At 60.6% G+C, this 16913-nt stretch carries 18 protein-coding genes; 8 read left to right on the top strand and 10 right to left on the bottom strand.

The window, feature by feature from the left end; genetic code table 11:
- Window positions 1-151 precede the first annotated feature (151 nt).
- Complete coding sequence (locus PYR65_RS08670) at window positions 152-1258, top strand: branched-chain amino acid ABC transporter substrate-binding protein (RefSeq protein WP_060637033.1); 1107 nt, start codon at window positions 152-154, stop codon at window positions 1256-1258.
- A 189-nt stretch (window positions 1259-1447) separates the two neighbouring features.
- On the top strand, window positions 1448-3145 hold the full coding sequence (ade, locus tag PYR65_RS08665) for an adenine deaminase (protein WP_276120677.1): 1698 nt from the start codon (window positions 1448-1450) through the stop codon (window positions 3143-3145).
- Between the two features lie 16 nt (window positions 3146-3161).
- On the opposite strand, the gene PYR65_RS08660 is transcribed toward ade, so the two are convergent.
- The 3 genes from PYR65_RS08660 to bglA all read right to left on the bottom strand — a co-directional run bounded on the left by PYR65_RS08660 (window position 3162) and on the right by bglA (window position 5437).
- Window positions 3162-3458 carry a type II toxin-antitoxin system RelE/ParE family toxin gene (locus tag PYR65_RS08660; protein WP_276120676.1) on the bottom strand — a complete coding sequence of 99 codons (297 nt, stop codon included), beginning with the start codon at window positions 3456-3458 and terminating at the stop codon, window positions 3162-3164.
- The gene (locus PYR65_RS08655) at window positions 3448-3714 is read right to left on the bottom strand and encodes a type II toxin-antitoxin system ParD family antitoxin (RefSeq protein ID WP_276120675.1); all 267 of its coding nucleotides are present in this window, start codon (window positions 3712-3714) and stop codon (window positions 3448-3450) included. The genes PYR65_RS08660 and PYR65_RS08655 overlap by 11 nt, the downstream gene beginning before the upstream one ends.
- A gap of 79 nt (window positions 3715-3793) precedes the next feature.
- On the bottom strand, window positions 3794-5437 hold the full coding sequence (gene bglA / locus PYR65_RS08650; protein WP_276120674.1) for a beta-galactosidase BglA: 1644 nt from the start codon (window positions 5435-5437) through the stop codon (window positions 3794-3796).
- On the opposite strand from bglA, the gene PYR65_RS08645 reads away from it, so the two are divergent.
- From PYR65_RS08645 to PYR65_RS08625, 5 genes are all read left to right on the top strand, one after another.
- On the top strand, window positions 5431-5595 hold the full coding sequence (locus PYR65_RS08645) for a hypothetical protein (RefSeq protein ID WP_276120673.1): 165 nt from the start codon (window positions 5431-5433) through the stop codon (window positions 5593-5595). The genes bglA and PYR65_RS08645 overlap by 7 nt on opposite strands.
- The gene (locus PYR65_RS08640) at window positions 5592-6602 is read left to right on the top strand and encodes an Ldh family oxidoreductase (protein ID WP_276120672.1); all 1011 of its coding nucleotides are present in this window, start codon (window positions 5592-5594) and stop codon (window positions 6600-6602) included. Before PYR65_RS08645 ends, PYR65_RS08640 begins: the two co-directional genes overlap by 4 nt.
- A gap of 13 nt (window positions 6603-6615) precedes the next feature.
- Window positions 6616-7536, top strand: a complete 921-nt coding sequence (locus tag PYR65_RS08635) for a sugar kinase (protein ID WP_276120671.1) — start codon at window positions 6616-6618, stop codon at window positions 7534-7536.
- A 63-nt stretch (window positions 7537-7599) separates the two neighbouring features.
- The gene (locus PYR65_RS08630) at window positions 7600-7854 is read left to right on the top strand and encodes a type II toxin-antitoxin system Phd/YefM family antitoxin (RefSeq protein ID WP_060637027.1); all 255 of its coding nucleotides are present in this window, start codon (window positions 7600-7602) and stop codon (window positions 7852-7854) included.
- Window positions 7855-7889: 35 nt separating this feature from the next.
- Window positions 7890-8240, top strand: coding sequence for a type II toxin-antitoxin system VapC family toxin (locus PYR65_RS08625; protein ID WP_276120670.1), 351 nt, complete (start codon window positions 7890-7892; stop codon window positions 8238-8240).
- Window positions 8241-8259: 19 nt separating this feature from the next.
- Here the strand turns inward: PYR65_RS08625 and der are convergent, their stop codons facing one another.
- The 3 genes from der to PYR65_RS08610 form a co-directional block, all read right to left on the bottom strand.
- Complete coding sequence (gene der, locus PYR65_RS08620; protein ID WP_060637025.1) at window positions 8260-9681, bottom strand: ribosome biogenesis GTPase Der; 1422 nt, start codon at window positions 9679-9681, stop codon at window positions 8260-8262.
- 68 nt (window positions 9682-9749) lie between these two features.
- Complete coding sequence (locus tag PYR65_RS08615; protein ID WP_276120669.1) at window positions 9750-10421, bottom strand: tetratricopeptide repeat protein; 672 nt, start codon at window positions 10419-10421, stop codon at window positions 9750-9752.
- A gap of 118 nt (window positions 10422-10539) precedes the next feature.
- A complete protein-coding gene (locus PYR65_RS08610) occupies window positions 10540-11127 on the bottom strand; it encodes an NnrU family protein (protein ID WP_276120668.1) in 588 nt (195 codons plus the stop codon).
- A gap of 134 nt (window positions 11128-11261) precedes the next feature.
- Between PYR65_RS08610 and PYR65_RS08605 the strand changes: the two genes are divergently transcribed.
- Window positions 11262-12269 (top strand): polysaccharide deacetylase family protein, encoded by a 1008-nt coding sequence (locus PYR65_RS08605; protein ID WP_276120667.1) that lies wholly within the window; start codon window positions 11262-11264, stop codon window positions 12267-12269.
- A 13-nt stretch (window positions 12270-12282) separates the two neighbouring features.
- Here PYR65_RS08605 and bacA read toward each other — a convergent pair whose 3' ends face one another.
- From bacA to PYR65_RS08585, 4 genes are all read right to left on the bottom strand, one after another.
- A complete protein-coding gene (gene bacA, locus PYR65_RS08600) occupies window positions 12283-13554 on the bottom strand; it encodes a bacteroid development protein BacA (RefSeq protein ID WP_060637021.1) in 1272 nt (423 codons plus the stop codon).
- Between the two features lie 117 nt (window positions 13555-13671).
- Entirely contained in the window at window positions 13672-14871 is a 1200-nt protein-coding gene (locus PYR65_RS08595) for an MFS transporter (RefSeq protein WP_276120666.1), read from the bottom strand.
- 83 nt (window positions 14872-14954) lie between these two features.
- Complete coding sequence (map, locus tag PYR65_RS08590; protein ID WP_276120665.1) at window positions 14955-15704, bottom strand: type I methionyl aminopeptidase; 750 nt, start codon at window positions 15702-15704, stop codon at window positions 14955-14957.
- Between the two features lie 78 nt (window positions 15705-15782).
- Complete coding sequence (locus PYR65_RS08585) at window positions 15783-16841, bottom strand: LLM class flavin-dependent oxidoreductase (RefSeq protein WP_276120664.1); 1059 nt, start codon at window positions 16839-16841, stop codon at window positions 15783-15785.
- Window positions 16842-16913 lie beyond the last annotated feature (72 nt).

Genomic DNA, 16913 nt, shown 5'->3' with positions numbered 1-16913 from the left:
TCATAGACGAGAAGCATGGGATCGATCCGTTCACAGAAGGCGGACACTCAACGGAACTGGAGTTGCTTTTCGACTGGCAGGTTTCACCCTCCCGGCCCAGCAACCGAAGCGCTGGCACTGCGGGGAACCAACCCAACCAAGGAGAAGCAAGATGAACTTCAAGACATTGACGGGCGCCACGTTCGCAGCCTCGCTGGCCTTTGCGCCGCTGGCGCATGCGGAGATCGTGATCGGCCTGATCGCGCCGCTGACCGGCCCCGTCGCCGCCTATGGCGACCAGGTGAAGAACGGCGCGCAGGTTGCCGTCGATCAGATCAACAAGAACGGCGGCATTCTCGGCGAACAGGTCGTGCTGAAGCTGGCCGACGACGCCGGCGAACCCAAGCAAGGTGTCTCGGCAGCAAACCAGATCGTCGGCGAAGGCATCCGCTTTGTCGTCGGCCCGGTCACGTCAGGCGTTGCCATGCCGGCATCCGACGTTCTGGCTGAAAACGGCGTCCTGATGGTCACCCCGACCGCAACGACACCGGACCTCACCAAGCGTGGCCTTGCCACCGTGCTGCGCACCTGCGGCCGCGACGACCAGCAGGCCGAAGTGGCAGCCGCCTATGTCCTGAAGCAGTTCAAGGACAAGCGCATCGGCATCCTCAACGACAAGGGCGCCTACGGCAAAGGTCTGGCAGACGCGTTCAAGGCAACGCTGAACGCCGGTGGCGTCACCGAAGTCTTCAACGATTCCCTCACACCCGGCGACAAGGACCTGAGCGCGCTCACCACCCGCCTGAAGGCTGAAAAGGTCGATGTGCTCTATTTCGGCGGCTACCACCCCGAAGCGGGCCTTCTGGTGCGCCAGTTGCATGATATCGGCACTCCGATCCAGATCATCGGCGGCGACGGCCTGTCTAACACCGAATTCTGGGCCATCGGCGCGGACGCAGGTGCAGGCACCGTCTTCACCAATGCAGCCGATGCCCTGAAGAACGACGCCTCGAAGGCCGCCGTTGCTGCCCTTCAGGCAGCCAACATCCCGCCGGAAGCCTTCACCATCAACGCCTATGCAGCCGTTGAAGTGATCAAGGCCGGCATCGAAAAGGCCGGAAGTGCCGAAGACGCCGCAGCTGTTGCCGCCGCGCTAAAGACCGGCGAGCCGGTCAAGACCGCCATCGGCGACGTCACCTATGGCGAAACCGGCGATCTCACCTCGCAGAGCTTCTCGCTCTACAAGTGGGAAGACGGCAAGATCGTTTCCGCCGAGTAAGCAGAACATTGGATTGACGGATCGGGCGCTTCGGCGCCCGATTTCATTTGTGGCGGATCTCCAAAGGCTCGCCAGCCATCCCCCACCCCCATCCACTGATTTTCCAAGTCGCGGGTATGCAATGACGGTCATCAGCCTCTATGCTCCGGACAACCGTATTTTCAGGTGATATCAAAGAGGCAGAACCCCGTGAGCGAAAAACTTGAACAGCTGATCGACCAGGGCACCGGCCGCATTCCCGCCGATATCGTTCTCAAGGGCGGCCGCTTCTTCGATCTGGTGACCGGCGACCTCGTCGCCTCCGATATCGCCATCTGCGGCGACCGCATCGTCGGCACCTATGGAGATTACACGGGCACTGAAGAAATCGACATTACCGGCAGGATTGTCGTTCCCGGCTTCATCGATACGCACCTGCATATCGAATCCTCGCTGGTGACGCCGCATGAATTCGACCGCTGTGTCCTGCCCTATGGCGTCACCACGGTCATCTGCGATCCGCACGAGATCGCCAATGTGCTGGGCACAGACGGCATCCAGTTCTTCCTCGATTGCGCCCGCGAGACGATCATGGACATCCGCGTGCAGCTCTCAAGCTGCGTCCCGGCCACCCATCTGGAAACCTCGGGCGCCAGCCTGCCGATCGAAAAGCTCTTGCCCTTCCGCGACCACGAGAAGGTCATCGGCCTGGCGGAATTCATGAATTTCCCCGGCGTCATTCACAAGGATCCGGTCTGCCTTGCCAAGCTCGACGCCTTTCAGGACGGCCATATCGACGGCCATGCGCCGCTGTTGCGCGGCCTTGATCTCAACGGCTATCTGTCTGCCGGTATCCGCACCGACCACGAATGCACGACAGCGGAAGAAGCGCTCGAAAAAATCCGCAAGGGCATGCATATCCTGGTGCGCGAAGGCTCGGTTTCCAAGGATCTGCATGCGCTGATGCCGATCCTTACCGAGCGCCTGTCACCGTTCCTGGCGCTCTGCACCGACGACCGCAACCCCCTTGATATCGCCGAGCAAGGCCATCTCGATTACATGATCCGCGAAGCGATCGCCAACGGGGTCGAGCCGCTCGCCGTCTACCGCGCTGCCTCGATCTCGGCCGCCCGCGCCTTTGGTCTTCGCGACCGTGGCCTGGTCGCACCCGGCTGGCGCGCCGACTTGGTCGTCATCGACAGTCTCGAAAACTGCAAAGCCGAGATGGTGTTTTCGGGCGGACGCCGCGTCGATGACGCGCTGTTTGCCACCCGCCGCGCGGTTGCCCCCGTCGGGCTCGACAGCGTCAAGGCAGGCCATGTCAACGCGGCCGATTTCGGCGTGCCCTATGCCGAGGGCGAAACCTCCGTCATCGGCGTTCTGCCCGGCAAGATCATCACGGAACACCGCCGCTACAAGCTCCCCGCATCCGGCAATCAGGCCGGTGTCGACCTTGGCCGCGACATCATCAAGGTCGCCGTCATCGAGCGCCACGGCGTCAACGGCAACCATGCCAACGGCTTTGTTCAGGGCTTCGGATTGAAGACGGGCGCTATTGCCTCCACCGTCGGCCATGACAGCCACAATATCTGCGTCGTCGGCGTCAACGAGGACGACATGGCACTGGCCGCCAACCGGCTCGGCCAGATCAAAGGCGGCTTCGTCGTCGTGGAGGATGGCAAGGTCACCGGCGAAATCTCGCTGCCGGTCGCCGGCCTGATGAGCCTTGAACCCTATGAAAACGTGCGCGACACCCTGCATCACCTGCGCCAGGCAGCCTTCGCGCTCGGAGCAACGCTGCAGGAGCCATTCTTGCAGCTCGCCTTCCTGCCACTCCCGGTCATCCCGCATCTGAAGATTTCGGATATGGGGCTGGTCGATGTCGATCAATTTGCGCTGATCGGGTGAAAGGGTGCTCGATCGCCTAACGCATCATGTCCTCTGAGATATCACGAAACCGGCTGAGCACGCGGACCACGGTCAAAGCCGTTTCATCAGAGGTATAGAACACAATGTAATTGCCAATCGGAAAGCTGCGCAGACCCTCGTGAAGTTCAAGCCTCAGGCGCCCCGCATCCGGTTGCGCTGCAAGAGTGGCGAGAACAGACTGAATGCGATCCAGCACCCTGTCTGCAGCAGGTTCGTTGTCACGCGCGATATAGAGCCAGATATCAGTCAGGTCGGCTTTCGCCTTGGGTTGACTGCGGATCTCAAGCGCCACGGGCGGATTTCGCAAAGGCCAACCGTGCCTCCGCCTTTATCGAATCCATATCGAGGGGCTCCGATTCGCCGCTGGCGAAACCCTCATCGATCGCCGCTTTCAACACCTGCATCTTAGCAGCGCGAACTTGCTCCCGCTCCTCCAGGGCACGCAGGCCGTCGCGCACGATTTCGCTGGCGCTGGCATAACGGCCGCTTTCGAGAAGATCGCGAATGAACCCTTCGTAATGGGTGCCCAAGGTATAACTGGATGCCATCTTGCCGCTCCTGAAAACAGTCATAGGCCAATCTATATCATTTTATGATAGTTTTCGACCCCCCAGCCGGTCGCGGACTTCATCCAACACGCCCGCAAAACACGTCCATCGCCTCCAGCACGATCTGTCCATCAACCGTCTGAGGGGAAAAGCTCGGCATCGGCACCGCCTCCGTAATTACCAAACCTTTCGGCAGATCGACGGTCTGCGGACCGCGGTGCAGGTTGAAAATGAACAGCAGCTTTTCACCGGCCTTTTCACGCGTGAACGCCAGGATGTCCTGGTTTGTGTCGAGGAAGGTCATCGTGCCGTCCAAAAGCGGTGTATGCGCCTTTCTGAAGGCCAGGGTCTGACGATAGTGATCAAGCACCGAGCCAGCGTCCTGCTGCTGGTCTGCAGCCAGGGGAAAGTGTTCCGCCGGCACCGGCAGCCATGGCTTGGCGCTGGAAAAACCGGCATGATCGGTCTTCTTTTCCCAGACCATTGGCGTGCGGCATCCGTCGCGGCCCTTGAAGGCCGGCCAGAAGCGGATGCCGTAGGGATCGCGCAGATCTTCTACCTGCAAGTCCGCCTCCGGCAAAGCCAGTTCCTCACCCTGATAAAGGCAGATCGAACCGCGCAGCGCTGACAGTACCGAGATCGCCAGCTTGGCCACCCGTTCGCGCTCCTCAACCGTGTGCGTGAACCGGCTGATATGACGCGTCACGTCATGGTTGGAAAATGCCCAGCAGACCCAGCCATCGGTGACGGCGTCCTGAAACGCCTGGACACAGCGGCGGATATGGCTGGCGGTAAAATCGGGGCCCAAGAGGTCGAACGTGTAGCACATGTGCAGCTTGTCGCCGCCGCCGGTATAGGCCGCCACGGTCTTCAGCGAGCGCGCCCCATCGCCGACTTCGCCGACCGAAGCCCGATCGCCGAATTCGTCGAGCAAGGCGCGAAACCGCTGCAGGAAGCCGACATTTTCAGGCTGCGTCTTGTCGTAGAGATGGTTCTGCATGCCGTAAGGGTTGACGTCGGGAGCGTCCAAGCCGATCGCGTCGGGATCGTAAACCAGCGGCGGATTATCGCGCAGTTCCTTGTCGTGAAAATAGAAGTTCACGGTGTCGAGCCGAAAGCCATCGACGCCGCGCTTCAACCAGAAACGCACGGTTTCAAGCAGCGCTTCCTGCACATCCGGATTGTGGAAGTTAAGGTCCGGCTGCGAGCCCAGGAAATTGTGCATGTAATATTGCTTGCGCACGCCGTCCCATTCCCAGCCCGGACCGCCGAAGATCGACATCCAGTTGTTCGGCGCGGTTCCATCCGGCTTCGGGTCGGCCCAGACATACCAGTCGGCTTTCGCGTTGGTGCGATCAGAGCGGCTTTCCTTGAACCAAGGGTGCTGGTCGGAGGTATGCGAGATCACCTGGTCGATGATGACCCGGATGCCGAGCTGATGCGCGGTCTTCAGCAGACTATCGAAATCGGCAAGCGTTCCGAACATCGGATCGACATCGCAATAATCCGAGACGTCATAGCCCATGTCGGCCATTGGCGAGGTGAAGAATGGCGACAGCCAGATCGCATCGACACCAAGGCTGGCAATATGCGCCAGCCGCTGCGTCACCCCCTTGAGGTCGCCCAGCCCATCCCCCGTCGTATCCTGGAAAGAGCGTGGATAGACCTGGTAGATCACCGCGCCACGCCACCAATCGGGATTGGACTTCAAGGGAGATGCCATCAAAAAAGCTCCGCGATCACAAGGATATGCTGCAAGATGTATCGTTGCTGCAGGTGCGAGTAAACGGCCTTTCCGGCCGTTTGCGGCAATTGACCAACGGCGATGCAAAAATGATGATGGCAAGGTTGGAGTATCACCGCCACTTGGAGACGGAATGACCGGGGACATCGTTACGACAAGCCTTTCGGACGCGCACGCGCTGGCGGTCGCCGCCGTTAAGGGTGCCGGAGGCAGTGCTGCCATGGCAGCTTCGCTGGCCCGCGCCACCGTCGATGCCGAGGCACGCGGCTCCGCTGCCGTCGGCTTTTCCCATCTGGCCGACTATCTCGAAGCGCTTTGCGCAGGCCGCATTCATGGCGGCGCAGAACCGAAAAGAACCGATCCCGCGCCAGCCCTGATCCGCATCGATGCCGATGGCGGCATCGCGCAGACCGGTTTCGATCGCGCCCTGGACGATCTGGTCAGCAAGGCCAAAACCTACGGCATCGCGCTTTTCGCCCAGTTCAACAGCTACACATCCGGCGAACTGGGAGACTATGTCTTGCGGCTGGCAGAGCACGGCCTCGTCGGCATTGCCGCCACCAACGGTCCGGCACTTCTGACAGGATCCGGCGGCTCCAAACCGGTCTATTGCACCAATCCACTTGCCTTTGGCGCTCCCCGCAGCAATGGCGCGCCGCTGGTGATCGACCAATCTTCAAGCGCCACCGCATTCGTCAATATTCGCGGAGCCGCCGAGCGTGGCGAGCCTATTCCGCAAGGGTGGGCTGTCGATATGGCGGGACAGCCGACAACCGATGCGGCAGCGGCGATCAGGGGCGCGATGCTCGCCTTCGGCGGATCGCGCGGCGCCAATATCGCGCTGATGGTGGAGATGCTGTCTGCCGGGCTGAGCGGTGCCAACTGGTCACTCGATGCACCCGATTTTGCCAGTGGCAACGCCTCGCCCGGCAGCGGCCTGACGGTGATCGCCATTTCCCCCTCTCTGCTGGACGCAAACTTTGAAGACAGGCTGGACGCACAGTTGATGCGGCTTTCCAGCGGCTACGGGATCCATATTCCCGGCGCATCCAAATACGAGAACTGGGTGCAGGCCCGCCGGGACGGCATCCGCTTGCCTTCCGCGCTGGTAAGACGTATCTCCGCCTTCGCAAAACATGAATAAGGGGGAGAATTTCATGGCGGGCAGGCTGCTTTCGATCGGCGAATGCATGGTGGAACTGATGCAGGCTGAGGACGATCTGCTGCGCAAGGGCTATGCCGGCGACACGTTCAACACCGCCTATTATGCCCGGCTCTTCCTGCCCCACGACTGGAAGGTTGATTACCTTACCGCCGTCGGCACCGATACAGTGTCCGGCGAGATGCTGGCCTTCATCGAAAAGACCGGCGTCGGCACGGGCTTTATCCGCCGCGTCGAGGGCCGTTCGCCCGGGCTCTATATGATCCACCTGAAAGACGGCGAGCGCAGCTTCTCCTATTGGCGCTCGGCGTCCGCGGCCAAGACCCTGGCCGACGATGCCGCCCATCTGCGCGCCGCCATCGAAGCCTGCGATATCATCGTCTTTTCCGGCATCACGCTTGCCATTCTGGCGCCCTCTGCCGTCGAAACCCTGCTTTTGGAACTGCGCCGCGCCAAGGCTGCGGGCAAACGCGTCGTCTTCGATCCCAACATCCGCCCGCGTCTGTGGGATGACAAGCATCATATGCTGGAAACCATCTCGGCCGGTGCCCGCGCCGCTAGCCTTGTCATGCCGAGTTTTGATGACGAAGCCGCACATTTTGGCGACGCCGATATCGCAGCGACCATCGCGCGTTATCGCGCTCTCGGCGTCGAAAATATTGTCGTCAAGGACGGACCAAAGGGCGTGACGCTGAGTTTTGGCGATGCACCGCTCCAGTTCGCTCCCTCTGCCACGGTCGACCGGATCGTCGATACCACAAGTGCCGGCGACAGTTTCAACGGTGCATTCCTCGCCCGCTACGCCATCGATGGCGACGCCGGCAAAGCGGCACGATTTGCAGCGGAGACGGCAGCAACAGTCATCCAGCATCATGGCGCCCTTGTCTCCAGGGACAAACTGAACGGCACCGCGTAGACGATCTTGCAATTTTCCGGCAGCAGCCTTACCCTTGGTCAACCTTAGCCAAGGAAAATTGTGATGACCACCGTCAACATGCTGGAAGCCAAGACGCGCCTTTCCCAACTTGTCAGTGCCGTTGAGAGCGGCGCGGAAGACGAGATCATCATCGCGCGCGACGGCAAGCCGGCGGCGCGGCTGGTAGCGATCGCAACTGACGAAAAGCCGCCAAGACGATTGGGCCTTCTTGAAGGGCAGTTTCCGGACATGTCTCTCGAAGACTTCAACGCTTTGGATGACGAAATTGCCGAACTCTTCGGCGTCAAGCCGGAATGAGGCTGCTTCTCGACACACATGTGGCGATATGGAGTTTGACTGCCGTCCATCGCCTGCCGGTCGATATCAGGCAAATACTAGCGAGCCGAAGCAATGACGTTTTCGTCTCGGCCGCAAGTATCTGGGAAATTGCGATAAAATTCCGGCTCGGCCGAAAGGATAGCCCGCCCTTCGATGCCCAAGAGGCGATCCGGCATTTTACCAGTGTCGGGTATGATTTCCTGGACATCTCGATTGCTCATGCCGCCGCCGTCGGGCATCTGAGCACCACGCATGCCGACCCGTTCGACCGCCTGCTGATCGCTCAATCCATTACCGAGCCGCTGATCCTCGTCACCCGCGATAGCAAGATCGCCGCCTATAGCCCGACCTTCATCACCTGGTAGGGCAACGCCCTACCAAGCCTTACCGCTTCTTCTTGCGGTTCTCGAACGGGTTTTCGGACGCCCGCAGATGGATGCGGATGGGAACGCCCGGCATTTCGAAATCGGCGCGAAGGCCGTTAGTCAAATAGCGGATATAGCTTTCCGGAACGGATTCCGGCCGCGTGCAGGAGATCATGAAACCCGGCGGGCGGGCCTTGACCTGGGTCATGTATTTCAGCTTCAGGCGGCGGCCGGACACGGCCGGCGGCGGATGCTGGATCTGCTGCGATTCCAGCCACTTGTTGAGTTTGGCGGTGGAGATGCGGCGGTTCCAGGTCTTGTCGGTATCGATGATCGACTGCATCAGCTTGTCGAGACCGTAGCCGGTCTGGCCGGAGATCGGCACAGCGCGGATGCCGCGCACCTGCGGCAGCAGGCGTTCGGTCTTTTCGCGCAGATCAGCCAGCAGCGCCTGGGTGTCCTCGACCAGATCCCATTTGTTGAAGGCAAGGATCGCGGCGCGGCCTTCGCGGGCGACGAGATCGACCAGTTGCAGGTCCTGCTTCTCGAACGGAATCGTCGCGTCAAAGACGATCACGACGGATTCGGCAAAGCGGATGGAGCGCAGGCTGTCGGCGACGGAGAGCTTTTCGAGCTTTTCCTGCACCCGCGCCTTCTTGCGCATGCCGGCGGTGTCGAACATCTTGATGGTGCGGCCGCGCCAGTCCCATTCGACCGAAATGCTGTCGCGGGTGATGCCTGCTTCCGGGCCGGTCAAAAGCCGGTCTTCGCCGAGGAAGCGGTTGATCAGCGTCGATTTGCCGGCGTTCGGGCGGCCGATGATCGCCACGCGCAACGGCTTGGTATCATCATATTCCGGCTCGTAATCGTCGTCTTCCAGGTCTTCTTCGCCGCGAAGATCGACATTGGTCTCAGGCTCGTCAATTTCGGGCGGAAAGGCGCGGTCTTCGCCAAGTGCCGCAACGATCGCGTCGCGCAGGTCGATCATGCCCTGGCCGTGTTCGGCGGAGATGGCGACGGGTTCGCCGAGCCCCAGCGTGAACGCATCGTAATAGCCGCCGTCCGAGCCCTTGGCTTCCGACTTGTTGGCAACCAGCACGACCGGCTTGCCGCGGCGGCGCAGCATTTTGCCGAGCGTCTCGTCGGCCGGCGTCAGGCCGTATTTGGCGTCGACCACGAACAGCGTCAGGTCGGCCTCTTCAATGGCAGCTTCCGTCTGCAGCCACATGCGGCCCTGCAGGGTTTCCGGTCCGGATTGCTCAAGACCAGCGGTATCGATGATGGTGAAACGCAGATCGACGAGCTTGGCGTCGCCCGGACGGCGGTCGCGGGTCACACCCGGTGTATCATCGACAAGCGCCAGCTTCTTGCCAACCAGACGGTTGAAAAGCGTCGACTTTCCGACATTGGGGCGCCCAACGATGGCGACGGTGAAGTTCATCGAATAATCCTGTCCTCAGAGCGGCCGCAAACCGGTCACGCTCCAATGTTGTTTTCTGAAGCGCCCGTTCAGGACGCCTTTCCGCTGGCGGCAATCAGATCAAGCAGCATCTGGGCGCGGTTTGCCAGATTGCGCGGCGTTTCGGCATCATCGGTAATCTGCTGGAACCAGGTCTTCGCCTTGGCCATGTCACCGGCCTTGTAGGCGGCAAGCCCAAGCGCTTCGCGGGCGGAGTGGCGCAGGCCGTTGCCAGGCACGGCCAGTTGTTCGGCCTCGGCCGAAACCTGCTCATACGTGCCGGTATCGACCAGAAGATAGGCGCCACGCATGCGGGCGGCATCGCGCATCGCCTGCGGCAAGGAGGCATCCTTGGCAATATCGGAGAACGCGGTGATGGCACCTGGCGTATCGCCCTTCTGCACCTGCAGGGTTGCAGCCCGCATTTTTGCCAGAACCGGATAGGCGCCGTAGCCGTCCTTTTCGAGCGTTGCCAGAGCGGTCAGCGCTTCATCGGTCTTGTTTTCGCGTGACAGCGTCAAGGCCGCCAGGAATTCGTCGCCGGACTGCGAGGCCGATGTCTCATGCCAGTATTCATATCCAACCTTGCCGATCGTGCCGGCAACGATGAGAATTGCGATCCCGATGATGACGCTGCCAAACCGGGTCCAGACGGCTTTCACCTGTTCGGAGCGCAGTTCTTCGTTGACTTCGCGGATAAAGCTTTCGTCCTGGTTCGCCATTCCTAAGTTCCGGTTGCCCGGCCTTCCCTGCAAAGATGAATGTAAAGATTTCCGCGCTTCTACCGTATTTTGGCGCCGTTGTAAGGGGGCAGCGCGATTTAGCGCCCGTTCGAGCCGTTTAGCCCATGACAATCGGTGCAACGCCGATCAAAAGCTCATGCAACTTCCAGACAAACAGGACGTAGACGGCAAGAGCGATAAGGACCGCGATCACATCATATTTGTAGGAAACGAAGACCGGATGCGTGACATGGCCGGCGCGCCAGCGGCGCTTCATCGAGATGCGCAAAAGCACGCCCCAGACGAGGAACGTGCTAAACAGCAGCACTGAATTGACCTCGCCATTGGCCATCAGATGTGCCAGCGCCCAGATCTTGATGGCGAGAACCGCCGGATGTTTCGTCACAGCCCTGATCTTGCCGGCAGGCAGGAAGGCCGCCGCCAGACAGATGAAGGCAATCAGCATCAGCGTCAGGGCGATATGGGTCATGAATTTCGGCGGCGTATAGAGAATGCCGGTCGTCGCGCGCGACACGTCGAAGCCGTAGGCGATGAGACAGAGGCCCAGAAGCGCGCAGAAACCGTGAATGGCATGCCAGAGCCCGGTGCCGCCCTGTTCGACGACCGCAGCGCGAACGCCGGGCGCAAAACTTTTGATAAAATGGATGCCGAGAAAAATGATGATACCGAGAATGAGAAAGGCCATGAAGGACACCCGTGACTGTTTGAAGCGCGTCCTACCGCATAGCGGTAACACCGTCTCTTTTCCAGTGTGATCAAAGGATTGCCGCATTCCTGGCTAAAAGGTCGCAATCCCGCATTTGCCGCCAAGGTTTCCGCATGCCCAGATTTCCCGCCGCGACCGGTCTTGCTCTCGCATTGACCCTGGCTCCCGCTTTTGCCCAGGCTGAGCAGCCACCGGAACCTGCCGGGCGCAAGCAGCTGGTCATCATTTCCTTCGATGGCGCCCACGACAACAAGCTCTGGGAAAAGAGCCTGGAGATGGGCAAGCGCACCGGCGCGCATTTCACCTATTTCCTCTCCTGCACCTTTTTGATGACGAGGGCTGAAGGCGGCAAGTCCTACCGGGCGCCGGGCCACAAGGCCGCGCGTTCCAATGTCGGCTTTGCCCAGAGCCGCGAAGAGATCCAGGCCCGCGTGCGCCATATCTGGCAGGCACATCAGGCCGGGCACGACATCGGCAGCCATGCCTGCGGCCATTTCGACGGCAAGGGCTGGAGCGCTGCCGACTGGAAGCAGGAATTTACCGCATTCAACACAGCGCTCGCCAACGCCTGGAAGGCCGGCGGCATTGCCGGCGAAGAGCCGCAAGGCTGGGCCGATTTCGCCGCACACGGCATCGAGGGTTTTCGCGCGCCGTATCTGTCGCTGAGCGACGGTCTGCTGCCAGCGCTGAAACAGGACGGCTTCACCTATGATGCCAGCCTTGTCACCAAGGGGCCGGGCTGGCCGACAGACGCCGACGGCCTGCCGCGCTTCGGGCTGCCGCTCATTCCGGAAGGGCCGCAGCAGCGCCGGGTGATCGGCATGGATTACAATCTCTTCGTTCGCCATTCCATGGGTATCGAAAACCGCAAGGACAGCGCCCTCTTCGAAGAACGCGCGCTCGATGCCTACCGCAAGGCCTTTGAAAAGGAATATGACGGCAGCCGCATTCCACTGCAGCTCGGCTTCCATTTCGTCGAGATGAACGGCGGCGCCTATTGGCGCGCGCTTGACCGGTTCTTAAGCGAAACCTGCACCAAAACGGATGTTGCCTGCGTCAGCTATGCTGAGGCGCTACCGATGATCGCGGAACAGAAAAAGGCGGATCGCTCCGCCTTTTGAGTGTCACCCTACCTTAGACTTTGACAGGTTCGTCATCTTCGGCCTGCCGCTGAAGATATTTTTGGTCGATCACCGGAAGAGGCTCGTCGTAGATGGCGGCCTCGAAAGCTTTCAGACGCTTGTAGATCGACAACAGTTCCACGATCGTTGTCCAGGAGTTTACGAGATACTGGAATGAGTCCCTGACCTGTCCAAACACATTCTGGATTTGCCCCATAACGCCGAGCGTCAACTTGCCGGCGACGATAGAGGGAACCAAGACGAATGTTCCAAACAGATTGTCCGCTTGGAGATAGAAAATACGGGCGATGTTGAAGTACATGTAATGGAAATACAGGCGGAAATAATTCTTCCTGACATTCCCGAAGAGCTGTGCGACGGTCGGCGGCTGCGCACGATCGGCATGGTCTTCCCCGTAGACCAGCTCTTTACGATAGGCCGCCTCGACCCGCTGGTTGCGAAATTCGAGCCCCGGCAGCTTGATACCGACGAGCGCCAGAAAGAATGTCCCGAACAGCGACCAACCGATCGCAGCCCAGACGAGTGCATGCGGCACTTCGCCAACGAAAGGCAGGACTGTCACAGTGGTTGAAAACTTAAACAGCACGGGAAGAAAGGCGACGAGGGTCATGATCGAGCTGACAAAGCTGACGCCAAGACCTTCCATTGTTCGTGAAAAGCGCATCGTGTCGTCCTGAACACGCTGCGAGGCACCTTCAATATGACGCAGCTTGTCCCAATGGGACATGTAGAAATTGTTCATCGCAGTGCGCCAGCGAAAGACATAATGGCTGACGAAAAACAGGTTGAGCGTGCCGATGGTGATCGCAACGAAGGCGATCCCCGCAAATCCGATCATGCCGACATAGATATCCATCTCGGTGGGGATCGGGTCGGTCCGGGCAAGAGCCCGCTGGATCATATCGTAGAACGGGCCGTACCAGGCATTGAGGGCTACACTGACCTGCACTGAAAAATAGGTGTTGAAGATGATAAATGCCGATCCGAGCACCGACCACATCTGCCAGGGATGCGGCCTGAAGGTCATCCAGAATGCGGCAAACAAGGCGACCATCAACGCGTAATAGATATAGAACCAGAGGAACGGCGCCGACCAGAAGACCGAAACCCCGATGACCGCGTCCTTTCCCGGTTCCAGGGGCGGAAGCCCGACCAGAGCACCGAACTGCTCGCCGCCGCCATACCAGACGGCCATGGCAAGCAAAGACCATATGATAGCGGACGGAAAGAAAAGTCGTGGATTGGGAAAGAAGGAGATGAACAAATCGGACGCTTTCGTTTGACGAAGGTTCAGATGGCTAGCGCGCTGGAACCTAAGGCAAAAGCCCTCACCTGCCAATCACGTCAAGCTAATGTTACCGTTATTTAATCGGAAGGCTAATCAGGCGCCGGCAGCGGCCACGATTCGGCGCATTTCAAGGCCTGTCAGGATGGCACAGAACAGAAGTACGGCGGCAGCGACAAGCGTCGGCGCGTTGAAACTGCCGCTGCCTTCCGCCAGCCAGCCGGCCACCAGAGGGCCGACGATCTGGCCGACGCCGAAGGCGGCGGTCATGAAGGCGAGCGCCTTGCGCGGGCTTTGCGGCGCCAGCGCCCGGCCGATCTGCAGGCCATAGGCCGTGACCATGATGAAGGTGAGCCCGAGCAGAAGGCCGCCAATCAGCGGCGCATAGGGCGACGGCAAGGTGACGACGAGGATGAGACCGGCAGCCTCCACCAGAAGACCCGCCAGATAGACGCCGACGATGCCGAGCCGCGGCACCGCGCGCCGCCACAGGTGCACGGAGATGGCGGCGCTGAGACCGGTGATCAGCCAGGCGAGAAATTCAACGGTATGATCGCTTGCCCCCTGCCGCGCCATGGCCACCAGAAATGTCGCGGTGATGACATAGCCGAAGCCGAACAGGCCGTAGGTCAGGGTCATGACAAACAGCGGCCGGGTCCAGACCAGCGGTTTTTCCCGCTCCGTGCTTTTGCCGGACGCCGCGCCGGACGGCAACAGCGCCGCCACGAGAACCGTGCCGACCAGGGCGATGACGGCGCCGCCGAACCACGCGGCCTGCCAGTTGGCGATGAGACCGAACCCCTCGGCAGGCAGAAGAAACACCATCAGCGAGGACACCGCGATACCGATGCCGACGCCGCCGAAATGGACGGACTGCACATGCGGATTGCCGGTCGCGTGGCCTCTGCTCAGCACGATCGCGGAGGTGAAGATCATCGTAAACGCGCTGGCAACGCCAGCCAGAAACCGGATCACGGAAAACAGCGCGATCGACGAGGTCAGCCCCATGGCCAGCAGCAGAACCGTGGTCGCCACCAGCGCCGACAGGCTGACCATCCGCTCGCGCCCGGCCGCCCAGCCATAGCCCGCCAGAACGGCACCAGCGAGATAACCGACGAAATTGGCCGAGGCGATCAACCCGGCGTCGGCGGGCGTCAGACCAAGTCCCGTCATCATGCCGGGCAGGATCGGCGTATAGGAAAACCGCCCGAAACCCATGGCCACCGCCATGGCGATGGCGCCGGCAAGGGCGGTGGGGACAAGGTTCTGGGACAGCGCGGAATCGGGTCTGGTCATGGCCTACCTATCGCAATGCAGCATGGCGATGACAAATGACAAAATCTGATGGTGCCGTTCAGCCGCGTGAATGGAACGGGACTTTAGCCCGGCAGCGTGATGACAAGCGGTCCGTTGCGGGTCACGATCACGGTATGCTCGTATTGCACCGTCGGGGCGCGCGGTTCGCTATAGAGCGTCCATTCGTCATCGCCGCCCTCGGCCCATTGCGCGCCGAGCGATAAAAACGGCTCGACGGTAAAGACCATGCCCTCGGTCATCCGCCGCTTTTCATGCTTGTCCGGCCAGGTGGCAATCTCGGTCGGCTCCTCGTGGAGCGAGCGGCCGACGCCGTGGCTGGCGAGGTTGGTGATCAGCGAGTAGCGGTTCTTCTTGGCAAAGGCGCCGATGGCATTGCCGATCGCCGCCAGCGGCTTTCCCGATTTGACCTCGTTCAAGCCCACCCACATGGCGCGCTTGCCATCGCGGCAGAGGCGCTCGATCTGCGGTTTTATGGGCGGAACGGCAAAGGACGATCCGGTATCGGCAAACAGACCGTTCTTTTCGGCGGAAACATCGATATTGACGAGATCGCCGGCCTGAATGACGCGCGTGCCGGGAATGCCATGGGCCACTTCCTCGTTGACGCTGATGCAGGTGGCGCCTGGAAAATTATAGGTCAGTTCGGGCGCGGACCGGGCGCCTGATTCCTCCAGCACCTTGCGGCCGATGGCGTCCAGCTCCGCCGTGGTGATGCCCGGCTCAAGTGCCGCCGCCATGATCTGGATCGTATTGGCGCAGATGCGGCCGATTTCCTTCAGCCGCTCCAGGTCTTCATCATTGTTCAGTGTCATCGTCTCTCGCTTTCGGCTGTTTATGTAACAAGCCGAAAGCGCCCAATCCAGACAGGCATGACAGGAAAATCGCTGCCGTCAGGCGGTTTGCGTCTGTTTCTTCTCATCCGCCAGCGCCGCGCGCACCAGCGGCGCAACTTTCGTGCCGTAGAGTTCGATGCCGCGCAGGATCTGGTCATGCGGCATCAGGCCGATCGCCATCTGTAGAAGAAACCGGTCGTTCTTGAAGATCTTCTGGTGCCGGATGATTTTTTCCGCCACCGTATCGGGATCGCCGAGGAACAGGTTGCCGTCCGGTCCGATCGCCTGGTTGAAATGCGCCCGGCTGGTCGGTCCCCAGCCACGCTCGCGGCCGATGCGGTTCATGACCTCTGCCTGCGGACCGTAGAACTGGTCGCCGGCCTTGTCATTGGTATCGGCAATGAAACCATGGACATTGATGCTGGTCTTCAGCTTCGATGCATCCTGCCCGGCCCGGCGTGCGGCCTCGCGGTAGAGATCAAACAGCGGCGCATACCGCGCCGGTTCGCCGCCGATGATCGCAAGCGCCACCGGCAGAACGAGCGCTCCCGCCCGCGCCACCGATTGCGGCGTGCCGCCAACGGCAATCCACACCGGCAGCGGATCATTGACCGGACGCGGATAGACCCCACGGCCGTTGATCGGCGCGCGTTTTTCGCCTGACCAAGTGACCACCTCGCCATCGCGGATCGCCAGAAGCAGGTCCAGCTTTTCCGAAAACAGCTGATCGTAATCCTCCAGATCATAACCGAACAGCGGGAAGGATTCGATGAAGGAGCCCCGCCCCGCCATGATTTCGGCGCGGCCATTCGAGATCAGATCAAGCGTTGAAAACTGCTGGAAAACCCGCACGGGATCCTCTGAGCTGAGCACGGTGACGGCGCTGGTCAGCTTGATGGTTTTCGTGCGCGCAGCTGCCGCAGCAAGGATCATCGCCGGAGCGGACGCAACATAATCCGGCCGGTGATGCTCGCCCAGACCAAAGACATCGAGCCCGACCTGATCGGCGAGTTCGATTTCCTCGATCAGATGCCGCACCCGCTCCTCGCCCTCCCGCCCGCGCCCCTGCGGCGCCTCGGGATGAACGTCGCCAAATGTGTAAAGACCAAGTTCCATGGGGTCCTGCCTGTCTCAAAAGCCCTGAGGGCAAAATGAATGTTTCGATAGTTCAGATAATCAACGTTGCAG

Origin of the sequence: Pararhizobium qamdonense (genome assembly GCF_029277445.1) — a bacterium.
Lineage (GTDB): Bacteria > Pseudomonadota > Alphaproteobacteria > Rhizobiales > Rhizobiaceae > Pararhizobium > Pararhizobium qamdonense.
This window is presented reverse-complemented; position numbering and strand designations above follow the sequence as displayed.